Source organism: Streptomyces sp. CA-251247 (genome assembly GCF_050952975.1).
In the GTDB taxonomy this organism is placed as follows: Bacteria; Actinomycetota; Actinomycetes; order Streptomycetales; family Streptomycetaceae; genus Streptomyces; species Streptomyces achmelvichensis.
Genome location: NZ_CP191861.1, coordinates 4,105,240 through 4,127,910, shown reverse-complemented (window position 1 = coordinate 4,127,910; position 22,671 = coordinate 4,105,240). Strand labels below are relative to the sequence as shown.

Here is a 22,671-nt window from a genome sequence, read left to right as displayed (position 1 = left end):
CACGACCCCGAAAGCATGGCAGGCTCTGTTCATCGCGAGTCTGAAGTCGAGGAGAGTGAATCCTTGCGGTCCGACGCCAACATCGCGGGACCGATGACCGATCCGGTCCCCGGTCCCCGTACCGAGTCGCCGGGGGACGATGTTTCACGTGAAACACCGCCCCCCATGGACGACACCCCCATCGGTCGAGCTGCCCAGCTGGCCGTGGAGGCGCTGGGGCGTGCCGGTGAAGGTCTGCCCCGACCTGACCAGACACGCGTCATGGTTGTCGCCAACCAGAAGGGCGGCGTAGGGAAGACCACCACCACGGTCAACCTTGCTGCCTCGCTCGCGCTGCACGGCGCGCGTGTTCTGGTGGTCGACCTGGATCCACAGGGCAACGCCTCCACGGCGCTGGGGATCGACCACCACGCCGAAGTCCCCTCCATCTATGACGTCCTGGTGGAGAGCAAGCCGCTCTCCGAGGTGGTCCAGCCCGTCCCGGACGTCGAAGGCCTCTTCTGCGCCCCAGCCACCATCGATCTCGCCGGTGCGGAGATCGAGTTGGTGTCGCTGGTGGCGCGGGAGAGCCGACTGCAGCGGGCCATCCAGGCCTATGAGCAGCCACTGGACTACATCCTCATCGACTGCCCGCCCTCGCTCGGTCTGCTGACCGTCAATGCGCTGGTGGCCGGTGCGGAGGTGCTCATCCCCATCCAGTGCGAGTACTACGCACTGGAGGGCCTGGGGCAGTTGCTGAGAAACGTGGACCTTGTACGCGGGCATCTGAACCCCGCGCTGCATGTGTCGACGATTCTCCTCACCATGTACGACGGCCGAACCCGACTTGCCTCCCAGGTGGCGGACGAGGTCCGTAGTCACTTCGGTGAGGAGGTGCTGCGGACGAGCATCCCCCGCTCGGTGCGTATCTCAGAGGCCCCGAGTTACGGCCAGACGGTGCTGACCTACGATCCGGGTTCCAGTGGTTCCCTGTCGTATCTGGAAGCAGCTCGTGAGATCGCACTCCGCGGTGTCGGTGTCCAGTACGACCCGCAGCACGCCCAGCTGGGCGGTCAGAACAGCCAGCAGAACATCTCGGAGGGCATCCAGTGAGTGAGCGACGTAGAGGATTGGGGCGTGGGCTCGGTGCGCTGATCCCTGCCGCTCCCCAGGAGAAGCAGGTGCCGCCCAGCGGGGCATCGAACTCTCCGGGGGCAGGTCCGGTACTGACCGCGGAGCGGGGTGTGGCTGCCGCCAAGGTGGCCACGCTGCCGTCGGCCGCCGTCGCACCCGACGCGACGATGCCCGTAGCGGAGCCGGAAGCTGCGGCGGAGCCCGAGGAGTCGCTCAGCGCGCACTTCGCCGAACTGCCTCTCGACGCGATCACGCCCAACCCGCGTCAGCCTCGTGAGGTCTTCGACGAGGACGCCCTGGCGGAGCTCGTCACCTCCATCAAGGAGGTCGGGCTTCTCCAACCGGTGGTCGTGCGTCAGCTGGGAACCGAGCGGTACGAGCTCATCATGGGCGAGCGCCGCTGGCGGGCCTGCCGTGAGGCCGGTCTGGAGCGGATCCCCGCGATCGTCCGGCACACGGACGACGAGAAGCTTCTGCTGGACGCGCTCCTGGAGAACCTGCACCGTGCACAGCTGAATCCGCTGGAGGAGGCTGCGGCCTACGACCAGCTGCTCAAGGACTTCAACTGCACGCACGACCAGCTGGCAGACCGGATCGGCCGGTCACGTCCGCAGGTGTCGAACACGCTGCGTCTGCTGCGGCTGTCGCCTCCCGTTCAGCGCAGGGTCGCTGCCGGCGTTCTTTCGGCCGGTCATGCACGGGCGCTGCTATCGGTGGATGACTCCGACGAGCAGGACCGCCTCGCCCATCGCATCGTCGCCGAGGGACTGTCGGTGCGCGCGGTCGAGGAGATCGTGACGCTGATCAACTCGAACCCGAAGAGTGCGGCCAAGCCGAAGAGCCCGCGAGCGGGGACCCGGCTCTCGCCGGCGCTCACCGACCTGGCTTCCCGGCTCTCGGACCGCTTCGAGACCCGCGTGAAAGTCGACCTGGGTCAGAAGAAGGGAAAGATCGTCGTCGAGTTCGCTTCGATAGACGATCTGGAGCGCATCCTCGGCACCCTCGCCCCGGGCGAGGGACGGGTCCTGGAGAAGGGTCTCACCGAGGATTCGGAGCAGGACGAAGAGGTCTGAGGCTTCCTCGGTCCCCTGAAGGGCGGGCCGTGTCCGGGTGTTTGACCGGACACGGCCCGCCCTTTGCCATCTGGCGGTACCGATGTCAGGAACAGGTGGATACGATGCGTTCTGGTATAGGCGCATCCACCTTGATCCACCTCAGAGGAGGGCGAGGGACCGTGCGAACGGTTAGCCGTAGCCAACTGGTCACCGCAGGCTTGAGCCTGGGAGCAGTAGGAGGCTTCATCAGCAGCCTGCTCCATGAACGGAGCGCGCTGGCGGCCGCTCGTAGCGCGGCCGGAGAAGGAAGCGAGGAACAGCCTTCATGGGGCGTCGGCTCGTACCCCTCACGCTGGACAACCTTTCGGACCTACCCAAGCGATGCCGAGCGTGCGTCTTCTGGGAACTTGATCCGGTCAGCGGAGAAGCGGCAGTAAAGGCGGGCACGCCGGAGCTGGAGAAGGAAGCCTGGATCTCGGCGGTGCTGCTCGAATGGGGGTCGTGCGGCCGCGTGGTCTACGTCGATGACGTGCCGGTGGGGTTCGTCCTCTACGCACCGCCCGCGTATGTGCCCCGCTCCACCGCGTTCCCCACGAGTCCGGTCTCGGCCGATGCCGTACAGCTGATGACGGCCTGGATCAATCCGGGCTATCAGGGCCAGGGTCTTGGCAGGGTCATCGTGCAGACGGTGGCCAAGGATCTGCTGAGGCGGGGCTTCCGTGCCATCGAGGCGTTCGGCGACGCGCGGTGGAAGGAGCCCGCCTGCGTGCTGCCGGCGGACCATCTGCTCGCCGTGGGCTTCAAGACAGTGCGACCGCATCCGACCAACCCAAGGCTGAGGCTGGAGCTGAGGACCACGCTGTCGTGGAAGGAAGACGTGGAGCTCGCACTCGACCGTCTCCTCGGTGCGGTCCAGAAGGAGCCGGCGTTGCGTCCCCTGTGATCGCGTCCCACGACAATGGGCTCATCCCGGTGAGGGATGAGCCCATTGGTGTTTCACGTGAAACATCGACGCCGTACTACTCGGCGATGAAGTTCTCCAGGTCGCGAACGATCGCGGCCTTCGGCTTGGCGCCGACGATGGTCTTGGCGACCTCACCGTTCTGGTACACGTTCAGCGTCGGGATGGACATGACGCCGTACTTGGCCGCCGTGGCCGGGTTCTCGTCGATGTTGAGCTTGACGACCTCGATCTTGTCACCGTGCTCGGCGGCGATCGCTTCGAGGGACGGCGCGATCTGGCGGCACGGTCCGCACCACGCGGCCCAGAAGTCCACGAGTACGGGCTTGTCGCTCTTGAGGACGTCCTCTTCGAAGGAGTCGTCGGTAACGTTCTTCAGGGCGCCGGCCACGGCGACCTCCTTACTTCTGCGGGGTGGAGGGGAGATGGTTCAGGGTCAGACCGCGGGGGTCTTCTCCGGCTCGGAGACCTGCTCGCTGTCGGCGAGTGCCGCGAGGTAGCGCTCGGCGTCGAGAGCGGCCGAACAGCCGGTGCCGGCAGCGGTGATGGCCTGGCGGTAGGTGTGGTCAACGACGTCGCCGGCGCCGAACACACCCGTGAGGTTGGTCCGCGTCGACGGAGCGGTGACCTTCAGGTAGCCCTCGTCGTCCAGGTCGAGCTGGCCCTTGAAGAGCTCCGTCCGGGGGTCGTGGCCCACGGCGATGAACAGTCCGGTCACCGCAAGCTCGGAGGTCTCGCCCGACTTGGTGTTGCGCAGGGTCAGACCGGAGAGCTTCTGGTCTCCGTGGATCTGCGCAATCTCGCTGTCCCAGGCGAAGGAGATCTTGGGGTCGGCGAAGGCGCGGTCCTGCATGGCCTTGGAGGCACGCAGCGTGTCACGGCGGTGGACGATGGTGACGGACTTGGCGAACCGGGAGAGGAAGGTCGCCTCCTCCATGGCGGTGTCGCCGCCGCCGATCACGGCGATGTCCTGGCCCTTGAAGAAGAACCCGTCACAGGTCGCACACCAGGAGACGCCACGACCGGACAGCGCGTCCTCGTTCGGCAGACCGAGCTTGCGGTGCTGCGAGCCGGTCGTGACGATGACGGCCTTCGCACGGTGGACAGTTCCGGCGGTGTCGGTGACGGTCTTGATGTCGCCCGTGAGGTCGACGTTGACGATGTCGTCCGGGACCAGCTCGGCGCCGAACCGCTCGGCCTGAGCGCGCATGTTGTCCATCAGGTCCGGGCCCATGATGCCGTCGCGGAAGCCGGGGAAGTTCTCCACATCGGTCGTGTTCATCAGCGCACCACCGGCGGTGACGGCACCCTCGAACACCAGCGGCTGCAGCGATGCGCGGGCGGTGTACAGGGCTGCCGTGTAACCGGCCGGCCCAGAGCCAATGATGATCACGTTGCGGACGTCGCTCACGGCTTTTTTCCTCGTCTCTGCGGACTGCCTACTGCCTACTGGGCCGGGTCAATGACTCTCACCCCACCCAACGGATCCTAAGGGGCTGGCATTCCCAGGATGGCCGCACGGCACGGTGGGGCGCGTCAGTGGCGAGGGTACGTGCTCGTCAGTAGGAGTTTTCCCGTAGAAGCGGGAGCGATGTCCACGCACGCCGAGTCAATGACGTAGGCCTGAACCTGCTGGGTGTCGGAGACATGAGGGAGCACCACGAGGTAGGCGTTGTCCCCCTTGTACACGCCTTGCTCGACGGCGATCGGCGCGTCGGTCCGCCCTGTGCCCTTCTGAACACAGGAGGGAACGGGTGCCGCACTGCCCTTCCGAGTGCCGGGCGGCGGTGCGCTGTCGGCAGAGCCGAAAGACTCACTCTTGTCGATCTTTGTGTCATTGAGGGTGGGCGCGGCGGCCACCAGGTTCTGGACCTGGCGCTCGAGGTTCATGGCTGCGAAGTCCCGGCTGTCGCCGGCAGCAGAGCTGACGCTGGTCTCCTTGGATGCCCCGGCGTCGCCGGCGCCTCCCGGCGACATCGTCTGCAGAAGCAGGACACTCACGCCGACAGCGGCGACGCTGACGATGGCGCCGAGCACAGCGGTGCGGCGGCGTCGTCCCTGCCGGGTGCGCCCGGGACCGGTGGTGCCACGGGAGTGCCCCGCCGGGCGCTCGCTCGGGCGGGCTCCCTGCGAGCGGGCTGCGGTCGTTGTTTCACGTGAAACATGCTCGTGCTCTTCCGGCGCTGTGGAGTCCAGAAGCGCCTCGGCGGCCAGCGCCGCATCGATGCGGCCCGCGATATTAGCGGGCATCCGTACGGGACCAGGGAGCGTCCCGAGCGTTTCGCGGATTTCTTCCAGAGAGGCGTGCACATCGGCACACAGCTCACAGCTGTCCAGGTGCTGTCGCAGATCGGCACTGCGAGACGGTGACAGCAGGCCTTCCGTGAGATCGGAAATCTCCGAGACGTCCGGGTGCTGAGTCATGTCGGCCGTGGATGTCATGCGCGCCCACCTCCGCCCTTCGCAGCAGCAGGGTCGGTCGTCATCCCTGCATCCCTAAGTCCCGACGCCGGTGGGACGGATTTCCCTGGCGTCCGGTTCCTTCCCTCGTTGGACTCGTCGCTATCCCCGGCATCTGGGCGCAGATGGGTGAGCATGGGCAGCAGTCGTGCTCTCCCCCGAGCGCATCGGCTTTTCACGGTGCCGGTCGGCACATCGAGGACTCGGGCGGCTTCCGCGACCGGGTAGCCCTGCATATCGACCAGTACCAGAGCAGCTCGCTGATCGACAGGAAGCTTCGCGAGCGCGGCCAGGAGCTCACGGTGCAGATCCTGACGTTCTGCGGGCGCTTCCGCGGACTCATGGGGCTCAAGGAGCTGTTCCAGGCGCTCTGTGTCGTCGACGGGCGACGTCTTGCGGGAAGCAGCCTTGCGGGCCCGGTCGAGGCAGGCATTCACCGTGATGCGGTGGAGCCATGTGGTGACGGCGGACTGGCCGCGGAAGGTGTGCGCTGCCCGGAAGGCGGACACGAGAGCGTCCTGAACAGCGTCCGCGGCTTCCTCCCGGTCTCCCAGGGTGCGAAGCGCCACCGCCCAGAGCCGGTCACGATGCCGGCGTACGAGCTCACCAAAGGCCTCGGGGTCGCCCCCGACATGGCGGGCCAGCAGCTCCGAGTCACTGAGTGAGTTGGACGCCCCAGTCGTCACGGCCTCCACCCTCTGTCCGGTACCACCCTGCCTGTGGTCACGCTCGGTCGTGGCTCGGACTGTCTATCACGATTCGTGTCGCGAAGGTCATAGAGATGAAGAGCATAGAGCCGGGCCGATCCCCAGGGGTACCGGCCCGCCTCCTACATCGCTCGTCACGCCACGGTCGGCCGGCGCGGCCGGCCCCATGATCGGTTCGGTCAGCGTCCGAGGAGCGTGATCTCCGAGATGCCGCCCCGGAAGGAGGACGGGGAGCTGTCCGGAGCCAGTTCGGTGACGCGGACCAGCACATAGCGAGTACTTGTCGGCTTGTCGAGCGTGGCCTTCACGTCCTTACCCGCCGTCTCGAGAGCGGTGAGACGTTCGGAGAAGTCCTCGAGCGACGTGGGGTCGGAGGCGTCCTCGCCGGCGGCGAGGACCTCGACCTTCTGGCCACTGCGGTACATGACGACCTCGATGCCGGCGACGTCCTGCACCTTGCCCAGGTCGACGATGATCCCGCTGCCCTGGCGGCGGAACGGGAGATTGCCGAAGTTGGCGGCGCCGTCGTATCGCGGAGTGATCCACGCGGTGTCGGGCTTGCCGTCGACGGCGTTGGGTGCGTCCGCCTCCTGTATGCCGCCGGACCCGTTGGGCACGAACTCCGACGCGTCCTGGATCTCCAGCGCCTTGTCGGGCGCCTTCACCTTGTCGTCGCCACCCTCGCCGGGGTTGGTCTGGGTGCTGCCCGAGCCCTTGTCCTTGTCGATCAGCTTGTCCGCGATCTGCCAGCTGCCGAGTCCCAGTGCAGCGATCAGCAGGGCGGCCACGCCCCACTTGAGGACCCGGCCCGTGCGGCTTTCGAGCGGCGCCGGCGGGACGGGCACCGGCTGCGGGGCAGCCGACCCGCCGTGATGGGCCGGACGGCCGTAGGAGCCCTGCTGGTACGTCGTCTGCTGATAGTCGGGGGACGCGGTGAACGACGGCTCCGGCGGGCGGATGCGGGGCATCGAGGCGACGGCCTTCGCGAGCTCGTCGGGCGTCGTGCACGGCGGCTCCTGGCGGGAAGCCGTGGCGCCGTCATTGACCAGAGCGCGCATGGCGAGCTCCGAGAGTCCACGGTGCACACCCGCCCTCACCTGGTCGGGCGCGACCAGGCCGACGCCCTTGGGCAGTCCGGAGAGTCCGTAGGCGTCGCTCTCGTACGGCCAGCGCTGTGTCAGGGCGGCGTAGAGCAGGGCGCCGATCGCTTCGGTGTCGGTGCGCTGCGGGCGCTCCGCGGTGATCCCTCGCAGGGCGGCGTTCACCGCGAGGCCGCGGATGCGGTACTGCCCGGTTGAGCTGCGCAGGACCGCGCCGGGGGTCAGTTTCAGATGGGCGAGGCCCTCGCGATGCGCAGCGGCCATGGCCTGGGAGAGCTGGTCGACGAGCTGATAGGCGTCATGCGGTTCCATGGGCCCCATGGCGAGCAGCGCAGTGAGCTCTGTCGCGTCCGGAATCCACTCATGAACGACGTAGACGAGGTCGTTCTCCTCGACCGCGTCCAGGACCTGCACGAAGCGGGGATCACCGAGCAGCGCCGAGGAACGGGCTGCTGCGAGGACGGAACGCGCCCGGGGATGGTCCGCGGGCAGCAGGTGGACCCCGACGGCGCGGCGCAACTTCTCGTCGACCGCACGCCAGCTGCTGAAACCGTCCAGACGGGTGACGCACTCCTCGAGCCGATAGCGTCTGGCGAGCTTGTGGCCACTGTGCAGCTCAGGTGTGGCGATGGTGGGCTCGGTGCCCTGTCCGTCGCTGCCTGTGTCCGGCGCGGACTTCTTCGCCGTGTCCTCGGTTTCAGCCGCCCCGTCGTTCGTGGCCTTCCCCGCCTGCGCGGACAGCGGATCGTCTCCGCTGTTGTCAGCCACGTCGACGGCGGCCGTGCTACGTTCCGCCACCGTCGTTCCTGCCTCCCCATTCCGTTGCGCATAACCAACAGCCATGCCAATTGTGCCCACAGTCCGCCGCTATGCACGACACGCGGCGGCTGACGATGGTTGTGCGATCCCGCTGTCCGACTAGCGGCCGAGGCGTCCGCGCACCATGCCGACCATGGAATTGAGCTCCTCGATGCGCATGCGCTTCGCGGCCAGGAAGAAGACGCCCAGCAGCACCACACCACCGGCCACCAGCGCGATCAGAGAGCCTCCGGCACTGATGCCCAGGACCTGGATGATGCCGTAGGCGGTAGCGCCCGCTGCGGCCGCGGCAGGCACGGAAGCCATGCAGAGACGGGCATAGGTACGCATGACGCGGGTGCCGTCCAGATCGCCGAGCCGCTTCTTGAGCCGCCGCCAGGCGATGCCCACACCGACCATGTACGCGAGACCGTAGGACGCGGCCATACCGACGACCGCCCAGCGGGCGGGCAGAACCACGAACGCGATCCCGGAGGCGGCAGCGTTGACGAGCGCGACGATGACCGTGTTGTAGAACGGGGTCCGGGTGTCCTCGTAGGCGTAGAAACCTCGGAGCACGACGTACTGCACCGAGTACGGGATGAGGCCCAGACCGAACGCCATCAGCGTGTAGCCGATGCCGAGAGCGCCCTCCGAGCCGGATCCGGCGTAGAGCAGCGTCGCCATCGGTACACCCAGGGCGACGAAGGCGAAGGCGCAGGGAACGATCGCGACGGCAGAAGTGCGCAGTCCGTACGAGATGTCGTCGCGCACCGCGGCGGGGTCGCCGTCGTGGGCGGAGCGGGAGATCCGGGGCAGGACCGCGGTCATCACGGACACGGTGATGATGGCCTGCGGCATCTGCCAGAGCAGCAGCGCGTAGTTGTAGGCGGTGATGCCGGTGCCGGTGTAGTTGTCCTCTTCGGCGATCGAGCCGGCCCAGGTGGCCAGCTGAGTGACCACGATCATGCCCAGCTGGTTGGCGAGGACGAAGAAGAACGTCCACTTGGCGAGCCCCACCGCCTTGCCCAGCCCGTGGCCGCGCCAGTCGAAGCGCAGCCGCATCTTGAAGCCCGCGTCCCGCAGGTACGGGATCATCGCGAGCGCCTGGACGGTGAGCCCCAGCAGGGTGCCGAGGCCCAGCAGACGGACGCCTTCGGGGGTGATGGTGGAGCCGCTGACACCGGACTCGGTGAAGCTGCCGAACGCCCAGATGAAGGCGCCGAAGGTGACGATGATGACGATGTTGTTCAGGACCGGGGTCCACATCATCGCGCCGAAGCGACCGCGGGCGTTCAGGATCTGCCCGAGCACCACATGCAGGCCCATGAAGAACATCGTCGGCAGGCAGTAGCGGGCGAAGGTGACCGTGACCTCCATCCGCTGCGGGTCGGAGGCGATCTCCGCCGACATCATGCGGACCAGCAGCGGGGCCGCCAGGACACAGACAGCGGTGACACCCGCCAGCAGGACGACCACGAGCGTGAGGAGGCGGTTGGCGTACGCCTCGCCCCCGTCGTCGTCGTTCTTCATGGCCCGGACGAGCTGGGGGATGAACACGGCGTTGAGGGCGCCGCCGCCGACCAGGACGTAGATCATCGTCGGCAGGACGTTGGCGACCTGGTAGGAGTCGTTCAGCGTGCCGACGCCGATCGCCGCGGCCATCACCAGGGTCCGCAGAAAGCCCGTGAGCCGCGAGACGATCGTGCCCGCGGCCATCACGGCGCTGGACTTCAGCAAGCTGCTGGCCCGGCCGCCGGCCTTCGCGGGTGCGGGCGCTGCCGGCAGCGGTTCAGGGGCCGGAGCGGTCTGCCCGGAGCTCTCCTGGTCTCGGAAGAGGTGCGCGAACGCGTCGTTCTCCTCTACCTCCTCGCCTGCGTGGGTCACCAGGTCGTCGACACCCGTGTACTGGGTCGTCCTGACGTCGTCGCCGTAGGGCAGAAGGCGGGACGCCCCGCCGGGCTCGGGCGGAGGGGTCTGCGCCCAGACGCGGGGGTCGGGAGCGTGCTGCGGCGCCTGCGGCTGCTGGTACAGCGGCTGCGGGTCCTGGTAGGTGCCGGGAGGCGGCGGGGGGTGGGAGGCACGGTCGTACAGCGCCTCGGACACGGGGTCCTGGGCGGACAGATCCTGCTCCCGGTAGGGGTCGCGGTCGTACGCCTCCTGGACGTACGGATCCTGCGCATAGGGGTCGGGCGCGGGTGGCGGCGGGACCTGGCCTGCCGGGTCCACGCCCGCGCCCTGACCGCGGTCACCGTCGTACGGCGCGTTCATTGCTACCCCACCTCATCGTCCCCGGCCGACCGGCCACGACATCGCTCAACGGTCCACTTTCTCACCCGTACTCGACGGGTTGTCGCTTTCCCGTCCGGTGTCCGGCGTCGGGTCACTCGCCTGCCCGGGATCCGGGTCGGCGATGTCACCCCCGGGCCCTGTGGGCTCATCGGGTGCGTCACCCCCGTCCGGAGTGGGCTCCGCGCTTGCGGAACCATCGTCGCCGCCATCTCCGCCGTCGGAGCCTTCGCCGTCGGCAGCGACCGGCTCCTGGGAGGCCGACCGCTTGCGCTGGCTGTACATACGGACCCCGGCGAGGACCAGCAGCAGAACACCGCCGGCGATGACGAGCATCACGGTGGGGGTGATCTCCGAGACCTTCACCGTGAACTGCATCTTCTCGCCGTACGGCTTGCCGTCCTCGGTGTAGAGCTGCGCCGTCATCTTCACCGGACCGTTCGCATTGGCCGCGGCGTCGAACTTCACCGACTGGCTGTGCCCGCCCTCGACCTTGATCGGCCGCTCCGCGATGGCGTTGTCGTCGTCGAGGCTCAGGCGGGTGGCGTTGTCCGAGCTGAGACGCAGGACCAGGCCGTCGATGCCCTGGACCAGCCTGTTCTGCACGGTGACGGGAATGGTCGCACTCCGCCCCGACAGTGTGACCTGCGACTTCTCGATCAGCTTCACCTGCGCGGTGAGCACCTGGAGGTTGCTCCGCACGCTGTCGCGATAGAGCTGCGCCTCCTCAGGCAGCCCTCTCCAGGAGGTGGACATCTCCCGGTCGATGGACCTGCCGAAGGGGGCCGCCACCCGGTCCTCCAGCGTCAGGATGACCGTGAAGTTGTCGAGCCCGCTCTGGGTGGTGCGGATGTCCTCGAACGCCCGGACCGGCAGTTCCTGCTCCCGGAGCTGTCCGGGGTATCGCGACGTGGCGGGCACCTTCGTCGTGGCGTCGGCATCGGGCTTGACGCCCGCCGCCGCGACCAGGTCCAGCGGCTGGGTCCAGCGCTGACCGTCGAGGGCCGCGATCGCGCGAGCCATGGACTGCGCCTGGGAGGCGCTGGGCCTGCGCTGCGGGGCGACGACAATGTTTCGTTGGTTGTCCGGGTCCTGGCGGGTCACGGCCAGGGTCTGGGCGAGGAACTTCTGGACCGCGAGTGTGGAGTTGCCGGAGTCCAGCATGTTGCCCTCGAAGGCTTTGGAGAGCCGGGCGTCGGCCACCACAGCCGTCGTACCGCCACCGATCGGCCGTGCCGCCGTGGGCGTGTACGCCAGATCGTCGCGCAGGCTGTCGCTGCGGGCGATGACCTTGTGGGCGCCGGCCGAGGTGGCGACATCCACGATCGACGAATCGATCGCTCCGTCGACGGGCCACGCGAAGTCGACGGACGGCTTCACATGGACGATCGTCTCGACGGTCTTCTCCGCGACCACTGTGGCCGGCTGCAGGTGACTGAGGGAGCCCGAGACGTTCTTGCCGCGATGGGCCAGCGAGGCGAGATCGGGATCCGCGAACGGCAGCGCGATGACCTTGCGCCCCTGGACGGCCGCCTCCACCGCGTTCAGCCACTGCTTGGCGACGGCCTGGTTCTTGCCGGCGACCGTGGTCGTACCGCTCTTGACCCGGTAGTTCCTGGTCATCGCATCGACGGTGGCCAGAAGGTCCGGATCGATGACCCAGGTGACGGGCAGTTCACTGCCGAGGCTGACGAGCTGTCCCAGCCTTCCCTCGGGCGCAAGCTCCTTGGCCAGCGCCTCGTCCTCGAAGACCGGCGTCTGCTGCTCGTCCGAGCCCGTCTCCGACGTCAGGTGGGTCGACGAGATCAGCGGCCAGAGATAGGTGAACTGAGTCTTCTTCTCGGTGGCCTCCGGCTGCCAGGGCAGGAAGGTCCGCTCGATACCCCGCACCTGATCGAAGGGCTCGTCGGGAGTCCGGCCCTCGAGAGCCACACCGAGCTGATAGACGCCGTCCTCGTCGAGGTTCAGCTCACTGACGGGGACGGTGAGCGAGAACTCCCGGCTGATGCCGGAGACGAGCTTGGGAAGCTTCGCCGCGAACTTGGCGTCGACCCGGGAGCCGTCGGCGCCGTCGATGAAGCCGGTCCGGTCGGCGGCACGGTCGATGGCATTCCTGCCTTCGAGCTGCGGCCCGATTCGCACGCCGATCTCGGCGTCCGTCACGGTCTGCTTGCCCTCATTGGTGACCGTTCCGGAGATAGTGATCTTGTCGTTCGGTCCCGGGGCGGTCGGCGTCATCGTGTCGATGGACACATCCACCATGTTCGAGCCGGTGGCGTCCTCGTCGGCGTGCGCCGAAGGAGCGGCCGGTCCGATGAGGAGCCCGGCCACGAGCGGAGCGCCGGCGATCATGGAGGCTGTGCGCCGCAACCACCGGCGGGCAGGAGAAGTCATCCCCTGGAAGTCTGCCGCCTCCGTCACGCGCTCGTCCGTCCCTCGTCGTCTGATGCCGTCGGTCGTTGTCACTCAGTGCGTCCACGCATGGTAACGAGGTCCGCTGTGTCGAAGTGCCGCGGAGTGCCTCACAAGATCGCAAGGAACTGTGGGGACTCCATGGAGTCCGGCGAGAAGCCGATCATCGGCCCACGGCCGGGGAGCGCCATGGTGACCGGGCGAGCGGCCCATAAACAGGCGCACCGAGCCCGGCGAGGGCACGTACCCTCTTCTGTTGTGCCGAACGCCAATGAAGACAACCCCAACGCCCTGAGCCAGGTGCAACGCCGTGCGGTGACGGAACTACTCCGTGTAGCGCCCGTTGCCGATGACCTCGCCCGTCGCTTCCAGGAGGCCGGGTTCAGCCTCGCCCTTGTCGGCGGCTCGGTCCGGGACGCGTTGCTCGGCCGGCTCGGCAATGATCTGGACTTCACCACGGACGCCCGCCCCGAGGATGTCCTGAAGATCATTCGCCCCTGGGCCGATTCGGTATGGGACGTGGGTATCGCCTTCGGCACGGTCGGGTCCCAGAAGGACGGCTACCAGATCGAGGTCACGACCTACCGCTCCGAGGCGTACGAAACGACCTCCCGCAAGCCCGAGGTGTCCTACGGCGATTCCATCGAGGACGACCTGGTCCGTCGTGACTTCACGGTGAACGCGATGGCTGTGGCGCTGCCGGAGAAGGAGTTCATCGACCCGCACCACGGCCTGGAGGATCTGGCTGCACGCGTGCTGCGCACACCAGGAACGCCGCAGGAGTCCTTCTCCGACGACCCGCTGCGCATGATGCGGGCCGCCCGCTTCGCCGCGCAGCTGGACTTTGAGGTGGCCCCCGAGGTCGTCACGGCGATGAAGGGCATGGCCGAGCGCATCGACATCGTCTCCGCCGAGCGAGTGAGGGAGGAGCTGAACAAGCTCATCCTCTCCGCCCACCCCCGCAAGGGGCTGGCCCTGCTCGTCGATTCCGGCCTGGCTGAGCGGGTCCTGCCCGAGCTGCCCGCGCTGCGACTGGAGAGCGATGAGCACCACCGGCACAAGGATGTCTACGAGCACTCCCTGACGGTTCTGGAACAGGCCATCGATCTGGAGGAGGACGGCCCGGATCTCATCCTGCGGCTGGCCGCGTTGCTCCATGACATCGGGAAGCCCCGGACGCGGCGCTTCGAGAAGGACGGCGGGGTCTCTTTCCATCACCACGAGGTGGTGGGCGCGAAGATGACCAAGAAGCGGATGACCGCGCTGAAGTACTCCAACGAGATGGTGAGGGATGTCTCGCGCCTTGTGGAGCTGCATCTGCGGTTCCACGGCTATGGAGCCGGCGAGTGGACCGACTCGGCCGTGCGTCGCTACGTCCGGGATGCGGGACCGCTCCTCAGTCGGCTCCACAAGCTGACCCGCTCCGACTGCACGACCCGTAACAAGCGCAAGGCCGCCGCCCTGTCCCGGACCTACGACGGACTCGAAGAGCGGATCGAGCAGCTGAAGGAGCAGGAGGAGCTGGACGCCATCAGGCCCGCCCTGAACGGCAACCAGATCCAGGAGGTCCTGGGGGTCGGTCCCGGGCCGGTGATTGGCAAGGCGTACGCGTTCCTCCTGGAGCTTCGGCTGGAGAACGGCCCGATGGAGGAAGACGCCGCCGTGGCAGCCCTGAAGGAATGGTGGGCGACGCAGGACTGAGCTCCCTGACGCGAGCCCGACCGTGAAGCGGCTCGATGTTTCACGTGAAACATCGAGCCGGGCGGTGCGATGAGGGGCGATGTTTCACGTGAAACATCGTCCCTTTGTTATGGCCGCAGGGGATTGGACCCCTGCGGTGCCGCGTCCACCCGGTTCCAGCGGGCCATCGCTGCGGCGATGGCCGCGTAGATGAGGGACACGAGAAGCACCAGATGGATCGAGCGGCCATCGGGCGGCAACATCAGTGCCGCGACGGCGGCAGCGCCCACGAACGCCACATTGAACAGAACGTCGTAGAGCGAGAAGACGCGGCCGCGATAGGCATCGTCCACCGATGTCTGGATCACGGTGTCCGTCGTGATCTTCGCGCCTTGAGTGATGAGTCCCAGGACGAACGCCGCGACCAGTATGGGCACGGGGGCGAATGGCAGCCCCAGAGCCGGCTCCAGTACGGCGGCTGTCCCGGCGCAGGCCACGAGCCAGCCGTAGGTTCCGAGCTTTTCGACGGCCCATGGCGTCACGACAGCCGCCGCGAAGAAGCCGGCACCCGAGACGGCGATGGCGATACCAAGCAGAGCGAGGCCGTCCTTCTCGTCCTCGTACCAGGCGTACCGGCACAGCATCAGAACCATGACCGTCAATGCCCCGTAGCTGAACCGCATCAGGGTCATGGCGATCAGGACCCGCACCGCGGGCTTGCGGCTCGCCAGATGCCGTACTCCGCTCGCCAGGCCGCGTGCCGTGGAGGCGATCGCGGAGAGCAGTCGGCGCTGCTGCAACTCCTGGTCCGGTCCGAGCAGTTGGCGGCCCATCCGGAGTGAGGCGAGAGCAGAGCACAGATAGAGCGCGGCGCCAAGCAGGACCACCACGGCGTCGGAGTTGTCGGACAGCAGCCGTACGGCGAAGGCGAGTCCTCCGCCGGCTGTCGCCGCGAGCGTGCCGGCGGTGGGTGAGAGGGAGTTGGCCATGACGAGCCGGTCCGCGTCGACGACCCGTGGCAGGGCGGCGGAGAGACCGGCCAGGACGAAGCGGTTGACCGCGGTGACCGACAGAGCAGAGGCGTAGAACAGCCAGTCGGGCACGGAGGCGAGGATCAGCAGCGCGGTGCAGGAGGCGAGCAGCGCCCGCAGCAGATTTCCGTAGAGGAAGACCTGCCGACGCTGCCAACGGTCCAGCAGGACTCCGGCGAACGGGCCGATCAGGGAGTACGGCAGCAGCAGGACGGCCATGGCGGAAGCGATGGCGGCCGGGGAGGTCTGCTTCTCGGGGGAGAAGACGACGTACGTGGCAAGCGCGACCTGGTAGACACCGTCGGCTGCCTGGGAGAGCAGCCGGACCGTGAGCAGTCGGCGAAAGTCGGTCAGGCGCAGGAGTACGCGCAGATCACGTACGACGGGCATGTGATCAAGCCTCACATACGCTGAGGGTCCCCGGGCGGATAACCCGGGGACCCTCGGCAGACCATCGGTTGAACGCTTAGCGCTCGACCTCGCCCTTGATGAACTTCTCGACGTTGGCGTAGGCCTCGTCGTCGAAGTACTGCACCGGCGGGGACTTCATGAAGTACGAGGACGCGGAGAGGATCGGGCCACCGATACCCCGGTCCTTGGCGATCTTCGCGGCGCGCAGGGCGTCGATGATGACACCCGCGGAGTTCGGGGAGTCCCAGACCTCGAGCTTGTACTCCAGGTTCAGCGGAACGTCACCGAAGGCACGGCCCTCGAGGCGTACGTACGCCCACTTGCGGTCGTCCAGCCAGGCCACGTAGTCCGACGGACCGATGTGGACGTTCTTCTCGCCCAGCTCACGGTCGGGGATCTGCGAGGTGACGGCCTGCGTCTTCGAGATTTTCTTGGACTCGAGGCGGTCGCGCTCCAGCATGTTCTTGAAGTCCATGTTGCCGCCGACGTTGAGCTGCATGGTGCGCTCAAGACGGACACCGCGGTCCTCGAACAGCTTCGCCATCACGCGGTGCGTGATGGTGGCACCCACCTGAGACTTGATGTCGTCACCGACGATCGGGACGCCGGCCTCGGTGAACTTGTCCGCCCACTCCTTGGTGCCGGCGATGAAGACCGGGAGAGCGTTGACGAAGGCGACCTTGGCGTCGATGGCGCACTGCGCGTAGAACTTCGCAGCGTCCTCGGAACCGACGGGCAGGTAGCAGATCAGGACGTCGACCTGCTTGTCCTTGAGGATCTGGACAATGTCGACCGGAGCCTCGGCGGACTCCTCAATGGTCTGGCGGTAGTACAGGCCCAGGCCGTCGAGGGTGTGGCCGCGCTGCACGGTGACGCCGGTGTTCGGCACGTCGCAGATCTTGATGGTGTTGTTCTCGCTGGCGCCGATGGCGTCCGCCAGGTCGAGGCCGACCTTCTTGGCGTCCACGTCGAAGGCGGCCACGAACTCCACGTCACCGACGTGGTAATCGCCGAACTGCACGTGCATCAGACCCGGCACCTTGCCGGCCGGGTCGGCGTCCTTGTAGTACTCGACGCCCTGCACCAGCGAGGCGGCGCAGTTGCCCACGCCGACGATGGCTACGCGAACCGAACCCATTCCGGTTGCTCCCTGTGTGATCTCGGTATTCCGGATGAGACCCTGCGGACCGCGGGGTCTCACTTGGTGGTGTCGTCGGACGGATCCGGCGGAGTGGAGGGCCCGGGGGAGGATCCCCCGGACGACTCGGCACTCCCGTACCGGGGCAGGCCGCCCGTCGCTCCAGATGTGCTGTCCTGCTGAGCTGTGCTCTCGGGGGAGGACTGTTGCCGGCCCCGCCCCGCTCGCTCGCTCTCGATGAGCTCGTTCAGCCAGCGCACTTCGCGCTCCACGGACTCCATGCCGTGCCGCTGAAGCTCAAGGGTGTAGTCGTCGAGGCGCTCCCGTGTGCGGGCGAGGGAGGCGCGCATCTTCTCCAGGCGCTCCTCCAGCCTGCTGCGACGGCCTTCCAGCACTCGCATCCGCACCTCGCGCTCCGTCTGCCCGAAGAAGGCGAAGCGAGCAGCGAAGTGCTCGTCCTCCCAGGTGTCCGGGCCGGTGTGCGAGAGCAGCTCCTCGAAGTGCTCCTTACCTTCTGCCGTCAACCGGTAGACGATCTTGGCGCGGCGCCCTGCGAGTGACGCGGCGAGAGCATCCTCGGGAGCACTTCCCGGTTCCTCGATCAACCAGCCGTTGGCGACCAGCGTCTTGAGGCAGGGGTAGAGGGTTCCGTAGCTGAAGGCGCGGAAGATCCCCAGCGATGTATTGAGCCGTTTACGCAGCTCATAGCCATGCATCGGGGCTTCACGGAGCAGACCGAGGACGGCGAACTCGAGGATGCCGGAGCGCCTGCTCACCGATGCCTCCTTCGCCATCCCGGTCGTTTATGTCGTGCTGATGTATCGACTCGATACATCAGCACGATAGGCCCGTGTGCCTCCTGCGACAAGGGGGGTCATCGTGAACGGCGTCACATCATCAATTCACAGCAGGCAACTTGCCTGATTTGGGGTGAACTTCATTGCTAGGTGGGTTTTGACCGTGCGTAGTCTGTGCGGCATGCAGACCACCGGGAACCATGAGACGCCTGTGTGCGTCCTCGCCGTGGATGCGCAGCGGATGAGCTCTTTCGGGAGCTGGTCCGTATCCATTTCGGGGGGACCGGAACTCAACTGCCGCTTCCAGGCGAATCGCCTGCCCGAGGAGTAGTCGTTCGATGAGCGAGCACCGTCGCAAACCGCCGCAGCCGCAAGGTGGCGGGCGTGCGGCTGCCAGGCGCGCCGCCCAGCAGCCCACTGGCCGCCGCGCAGCCCCCCGGGGCACCGGCTCGGAATCTCCCTCCGCTTCGTACGGTGAGGAGCGGACTTATGGTGGCCGGGCCGAGGCTCGCCGCGCCGCACAGCGTGGTGGCAGCCGCCGGCGCGTCGACGAAGCCGCGGGCGCCGGGCACGGCGGCCGCGGCGGTGGTCGACGCGGTGGCGGCGGTGGCGGGGGCCATGAAGGGCCCGGCAGGGGCGGTGGAGGCCCCGGCAAGAAGCGCCTGATCGACTATCCGCGCCACAACAAGTACGGATGGCGACGCTGGGTTCCTTCGTGGAAGCTCGTCACCGGGTTGTGCATCGGCTTCCTCGGCAGCCTCATGGCGGCGGCCACCATCGCCTACGCGATGGTGGAGGTCCCCGACCCGAGCAAGACCGCCGAGGCGCAGAACAACGTCTACTACTGGGCCGACGGCAAGCAGATGGCCGCCACCGGTGGGGAGATCAACCGCCAGATCGTCGGGATCGGAGAGATCCCGAAAGCCATGCAGAACGCCGTGATCTCGGCGGAGAACAAGAGCTTCGAGACCGACTCGGGGATCGACCCCATGGGCATCGGCCGGGCCCTGGTGAACATGGCGAAGGGTGGCCAGACCCAGGGTGGTTCCACCATCACCCAGCAGTACGTGAAGAACGCGCGGCTCGGCGACCAGTCGCAGACGCTGAGCCGTAAGTTCAAGGAGCTGTTCATCTCCATCCGTGTCGGCACCGACATGGACAAGCCCGACATCATGGCCGGCTATCTGAACACCTCGTACTACGGCCGCGGTGCCTATGGCATCCAGGCCGCGGCCCGCACGTACTACGGCAAGAACGCCAAGGACCTGAACCCCAGCGAGTGTGCCTTCCTCGCCTCGCTGCTCAAGGGTGCGACGTACTTCGATCCGGCCGGTTCCGTGGACATCGACCCCGCGGCGACGCCGCAGGCCAATCTGGCCCGCGCGACGGAACGCTGGGACTGGATCATGAACGAGATGGTCAAGGACAAGCGTCTGCCCGCCGCCAAGCGGGCGGAGTACCCCAAGTTCCCCATGCCCCAGTCCATCTCCAAGGGGGCGAAGCTCGGGGGCCAGGTCGGCTATCTGGTCGATCTCGCCAAGTCGAACTTCCTCAACAACCACGAGAACATCGACGCGAACGATCTGGCGCGCGGCGGCTACGAGATCCGCACCACCTTCGACAGGAAAAAGGTCGATGAGCTCGAGAAGGCGGTGAAGAAGGTCCGCGCGGCCAACATCAAGCCCGACAAGCGGCCGGAGACGGACACCCACGTCCAGTTCGGCGGCGCCTCGGTGGACCCGAGGACCGGTGCGATCGTGGCGATCTACGGCGGCGAGGACGCGACCAAGCACTTCACCAACAACGCCAACGAGACCGGTGCCCAGGTCGGATCGACCTTCAAGCCGTTCGTCCTGGCGGCGGCGATGCGCGACGGTGTGCGCGACCCGCAGGGCGGCGCGGACCAGGGCAGCGACGAACGCACGCTCGTCGACCCCGACAAGAGCATCTACAACGGCCAGAACAAGCTCAAGATCAAGAACTACGACGGATCGGTGTGGCAGAACGAGGAGGGGAAGGAGTGGCTGCAGACCAACGACGGTGATGAGTCCTACAAGAACATCACCCTGCGCGAAGCCATGATCCACTCCGCGAACTCGCCCTTCGTGCAGCTCGGCATGGACGTCGGTATCCCCGTCGTCCGCCAGTCCGCCATCGACGCGGGTCTTCTCGAGACCTCGCTCAACAAGTCGGACGTTCCCTCGTTCTCGATCGGTATCTCCTCCCCCAGCGCCATCCGCATGGCCGGCGCCTACGCAACCTTCGCGGCCGAGGGCGAGCAGCGTGCCCCGTACTCCGTCAAGGAGGTGAAGCGGGAGGGCAAGACGATCTACGAGCACAAGGACGACCCCGTCGGGAAGTTCACTCCGGCCGTCGCCAACAACGTGACCGATGTGCTCAAGGACGTCGTCGAGGACGAAGAGGGCACCGGCCGGAACGCGCGGCTGCCGGGCCGTGAGGTCGCGGGCAAGACCGGTACGACCGACGGCAACAAGTCCGCCTGGTTCGTGGGCTACACCCCGCAGTTGTCGACCGCGATCGACATGTACCGCCTCGACGACAACGAGAAGAACACCAAGCGCGCCTTCCTCGAGATGTTCGGAACGGGTGGCCAGAAGAAGATCCACGGTGCGTCGTTCCCGTCGGAGATCTGGCAGGCGTACATGAAGGAAGCCCTCAAGGGCCAGAAGTTCATGAAGTTCCCGGAGCCGGAGCCGCTCGGACAGGCCGTCTGGGGTGGCGGAGCCGTCAGCCCGTCCCCCACGCCGTCCGAGACGCCGAGTGAGACACCGTCCGAGACGCCGAGCGAGACGCCGTCCGAGTCGCCCAGTGAGAGTCCCGACCCGTCCGAGTCCTGCAACCCGTGGGAAGACATCACCTGCGGTACGCAGGGTGGCGCCACCGGCGGTCAACCCGGCGGTTCGGACAACGGCGGAGGCGACAACGAAGGGTCGGACGGCGGCCCGACGAGCACTACGTCACCACCACCGGGCAACGGTGGCAACAACGGCAACAACAACGGAGGCCTCTTCGGGGGCCCAGGGGGCTAGCGCCCCCGCCGTAGCTCCGTGACCGCAGGGCCGTCGCAGCCGGGACGCACAGCGTGCGTAACGATGCGGCGGCCCTGCGGCGTATCCGTTCCCGTACGGCAGGATGTGCACCATGCCCAGCGCAGAAGAGACGAGCGTGTACGAGGACAGGCCGGACGTCCGGCCCACCCGGCGGGATTCCGTCGCCGCGTCCGGCAGCGAGCTGATCGGTGGTCCGGCCGGCCGCTGGGCCCTGCGTGTCCGCAGCGGCTATCTGACGCCCGTACGGGTCGTGGCACTGGTGGCCATCGGCATGTTTGCGCTGGGCATGGTGCAGAAGATGCCTTGTTACAACTGGGCCTGGTTCCGGGGCACCAGCTCGCAGTACACGCACGCCTGCTACTCCGACATTCCGCATCTCTTCCTGGGGCGCGGCTTCTCGGAGGGACTCGTTCCGTACTTCGACCGGCTGCCCGGCGACATGGAGTACCTGGAGTATCCGGTGCTGACCGGCCTGTTCATGCAGGTGGCGTCATGGCTGAATCTGGCCGACGGCTCGCTTCAGCAGCAGGAGCAGGCCTACTGGATGATCAACGCAGGCATGCTCATGATCTGCACGGCGGTCATCGCTGTCTGTGTGGCCCGCACTCACCGCCGTCGGCCGTGGGACGCGCTCCTGCTGGCCCTGGCGCCCGCGTTCGCCCTGACGGCGACCATCAACTGGGATCTGCTGGCGGTGGCACTCACGGCGGCGGCGATGCTGATGTGGTCCCGCGGCCGGACGCTGGCCTTCGGCATCCTCATCGGGCTGGCGACCGCCGCCAAGCTCTATCCCGCACTTCTGCTGGGCCCTCTGCTTCTGCTGTGCTGGCGGGCCGGTAAGTGGCGAGAGTTCGCCACCGCTGCGCTGGGCGCGGCGGGCGCGTGGTTCGTCGTCAACCTGCCGGTGATGGCGCTGGCGCCCGAGGGCTGGAAGAAGTTCTACACCTTCAGCCAGGAGCGGCAGATCGACTTCGGCTCGTTCTGGCTGATCATCACCCAGCGCACCGGCGAAGGCATCGACGTCGAGAAGGTGAACACCTACGCGACGCTGCTCATGCTCCTGGCCTGCGCGGGGATCGCGGCGCTCGCGCTCGGAGCGCCCCGGCGGCCGCGTCTCGCCCAGCTCGCCTTCCTGGTCGTCGCCGCGTTCATCCTCACCAACAAGGTCTACTCGCCGCAGTACGTCCTGTGGCTGATCCCGCTCGCCGCGCTGGCACGGCCGCGCTGGCGCGACTTCCTGATCTGGCAGGCCTGCGAGGTCATGTACTTCCTCGGGATCTGGATGTACCTCGCCTACACGACCAGCACCAAGCACCAGGGGCTGCCGCCCGAGGGGTACCAGGTGGCGATCGCCCTGCACCTGCTGGGGACGCTCTATCTGTGCGCCGTGGTGGTGCGGGACATCCTGATGCCGGAGCGGGACGGCGTGCGGCAGGACGGCTCGGACGACCCGTCGGGCGGAGTGCTCGACGGGGCGGAGGACGTCTTCGTCGTGGGCCAGGCGGCGCGCCCTGCGCGGCATGCGGCGCACTCGGTGGAGGGACTGAAGGTGGAGTGGGGAACGGGGCCTCGAACGCCCGGCGGAGCCCAGTCGTAGGGCCGGAACCCTGTCACGGAGCCCGGAGGGTCAGCGGCCCCCGGGCGGCCC

General features: G+C 67.4%; 16 protein-coding genes. 6 read left to right on the top strand and 10 right to left on the bottom strand.

Going from position 1 to position 22,671, the window contains the following annotated elements; genetic code table 11:
• The first annotated feature begins 15 nt into the window (after positions 1–15).
• From ACQPWZ_RS18170 to ACQPWZ_RS18160, 3 genes are all read left to right on the top strand, one after another.
• Positions 16–1,092: a ParA family protein gene (locus tag ACQPWZ_RS18170; protein WP_313945315.1), complete on the top strand. Its 1,077-nt coding sequence runs from the start codon at positions 16–18 to the stop codon at positions 1,090–1,092.
• Positions 1,089–2,186 (top strand): ParB/RepB/Spo0J family partition protein, encoded by a 1,098-nt coding sequence (locus ACQPWZ_RS18165; RefSeq protein WP_433571867.1) that lies wholly within the window; start codon positions 1,089–1,091, stop codon positions 2,184–2,186. Before ACQPWZ_RS18170 ends, ACQPWZ_RS18165 begins: the two co-directional genes overlap by 4 nt.
• Positions 2,187–2,493: 307 nt before the next feature.
• The gene (locus ACQPWZ_RS18160; protein WP_313945317.1) at positions 2,494–3,111 is read left to right on the top strand and encodes a GNAT family N-acetyltransferase; all 618 of its coding nucleotides are present in this window, start codon (positions 2,494–2,496) and stop codon (positions 3,109–3,111) included.
• Positions 3,112–3,187: 76 nt separating this feature from the next.
• Here ACQPWZ_RS18160 and trxA read toward each other — a convergent pair whose 3' ends face one another.
• The 7 genes from trxA to ACQPWZ_RS18125 all read right to left on the bottom strand — a co-directional run bounded on the left by trxA (position 3,188) and on the right by ACQPWZ_RS18125 (position 12,904).
• On the bottom strand, positions 3,188–3,520 hold the full coding sequence (gene trxA, locus ACQPWZ_RS18155) for a thioredoxin (RefSeq protein ID WP_313945318.1): 333 nt from the start codon (positions 3,518–3,520) through the stop codon (positions 3,188–3,190).
• 45 nt (positions 3,521–3,565) lie between these two features.
• Entirely contained in the window at positions 3,566–4,540 is a 975-nt protein-coding gene (gene trxB, locus ACQPWZ_RS18150; protein WP_340474128.1) for a thioredoxin-disulfide reductase, read from the bottom strand.
• Positions 4,541–4,665: 125 nt separating this feature from the next.
• Positions 4,666–5,571 carry an anti-sigma factor family protein gene (locus ACQPWZ_RS18145; protein ID WP_433571866.1) on the bottom strand — a complete coding sequence of 302 codons (906 nt, stop codon included), beginning with the start codon at positions 5,569–5,571 and terminating at the stop codon, positions 4,666–4,668.
• Entirely contained in the window at positions 5,568–6,284 is a 717-nt protein-coding gene (gene sigM / locus ACQPWZ_RS18140) for an RNA polymerase sigma factor SigM (RefSeq protein ID WP_433571865.1), read from the bottom strand. Before sigM ends, ACQPWZ_RS18145 begins: the two co-directional genes overlap by 4 nt.
• A 191-nt stretch (positions 6,285–6,475) precedes the next feature.
• On the bottom strand, positions 6,476–8,194 hold the full coding sequence (locus ACQPWZ_RS18135) for a protein kinase family protein (RefSeq protein ID WP_433571864.1): 1,719 nt from the start codon (positions 8,192–8,194) through the stop codon (positions 6,476–6,478).
• Between the two features lie 120 nt (positions 8,195–8,314).
• Complete coding sequence (gene murJ, locus ACQPWZ_RS18130; RefSeq protein WP_433571863.1) at positions 8,315–10,465, bottom strand: murein biosynthesis integral membrane protein MurJ; 2,151 nt, start codon at positions 10,463–10,465, stop codon at positions 8,315–8,317.
• A gap of 45 nt (positions 10,466–10,510) precedes the next feature.
• Positions 10,511–12,904, bottom strand: a complete 2,394-nt coding sequence (locus ACQPWZ_RS18125) for a DUF6049 family protein (protein ID WP_433571862.1) — start codon at positions 12,902–12,904, stop codon at positions 10,511–10,513.
• 249 nt (positions 12,905–13,153) lie between these two features.
• Here ACQPWZ_RS18125 and ACQPWZ_RS18120 point away from each other — a divergent pair, with 249 nt between their 5' ends.
• Positions 13,154–14,596, top strand: a complete 1,443-nt coding sequence (locus tag ACQPWZ_RS18120; protein WP_433571861.1) for a CCA tRNA nucleotidyltransferase — start codon at positions 13,154–13,156, stop codon at positions 14,594–14,596.
• A gap of 107 nt (positions 14,597–14,703) precedes the next feature.
• Here ACQPWZ_RS18120 and ACQPWZ_RS18115 read toward each other — a convergent pair whose 3' ends face one another.
• The 3 genes from ACQPWZ_RS18115 to ACQPWZ_RS18105 form a co-directional block, all read right to left on the bottom strand.
• Positions 14,704–15,996, bottom strand: coding sequence for an MFS transporter (locus tag ACQPWZ_RS18115; RefSeq protein WP_356704256.1), 1,293 nt, complete (start codon positions 15,994–15,996; stop codon positions 14,704–14,706).
• A gap of 76 nt (positions 15,997–16,072) precedes the next feature.
• The gene (locus tag ACQPWZ_RS18110; RefSeq protein WP_340474120.1) at positions 16,073–17,155 is read right to left on the bottom strand and encodes an inositol-3-phosphate synthase; all 1,083 of its coding nucleotides are present in this window, start codon (positions 17,153–17,155) and stop codon (positions 16,073–16,075) included.
• A gap of 59 nt (positions 17,156–17,214) precedes the next feature.
• A complete protein-coding gene (locus ACQPWZ_RS18105; protein WP_433571860.1) occupies positions 17,215–17,931 on the bottom strand; it encodes a helix-turn-helix transcriptional regulator in 717 nt (238 codons plus the stop codon).
• Positions 17,932–18,290: 359 nt separating this feature from the next.
• Between ACQPWZ_RS18105 and ACQPWZ_RS18100 the strand changes: the two genes are divergently transcribed.
• Together ACQPWZ_RS18100 and ACQPWZ_RS18095 are read left to right on the top strand one after the other, a co-directional pair.
• Positions 18,291–21,002: a transglycosylase domain-containing protein gene (locus ACQPWZ_RS18100; RefSeq protein ID WP_433571859.1), complete on the top strand. Its 2,712-nt coding sequence runs from the start codon at positions 18,291–18,293 to the stop codon at positions 21,000–21,002.
• A gap of 112 nt (positions 21,003–21,114) precedes the next feature.
• A complete protein-coding gene (locus ACQPWZ_RS18095) occupies positions 21,115–22,620 on the top strand; it encodes a glycosyltransferase family 87 protein (RefSeq protein WP_340474118.1) in 1,506 nt (501 codons plus the stop codon).
• Positions 22,621–22,671: the final 51 nt, after the last annotated feature.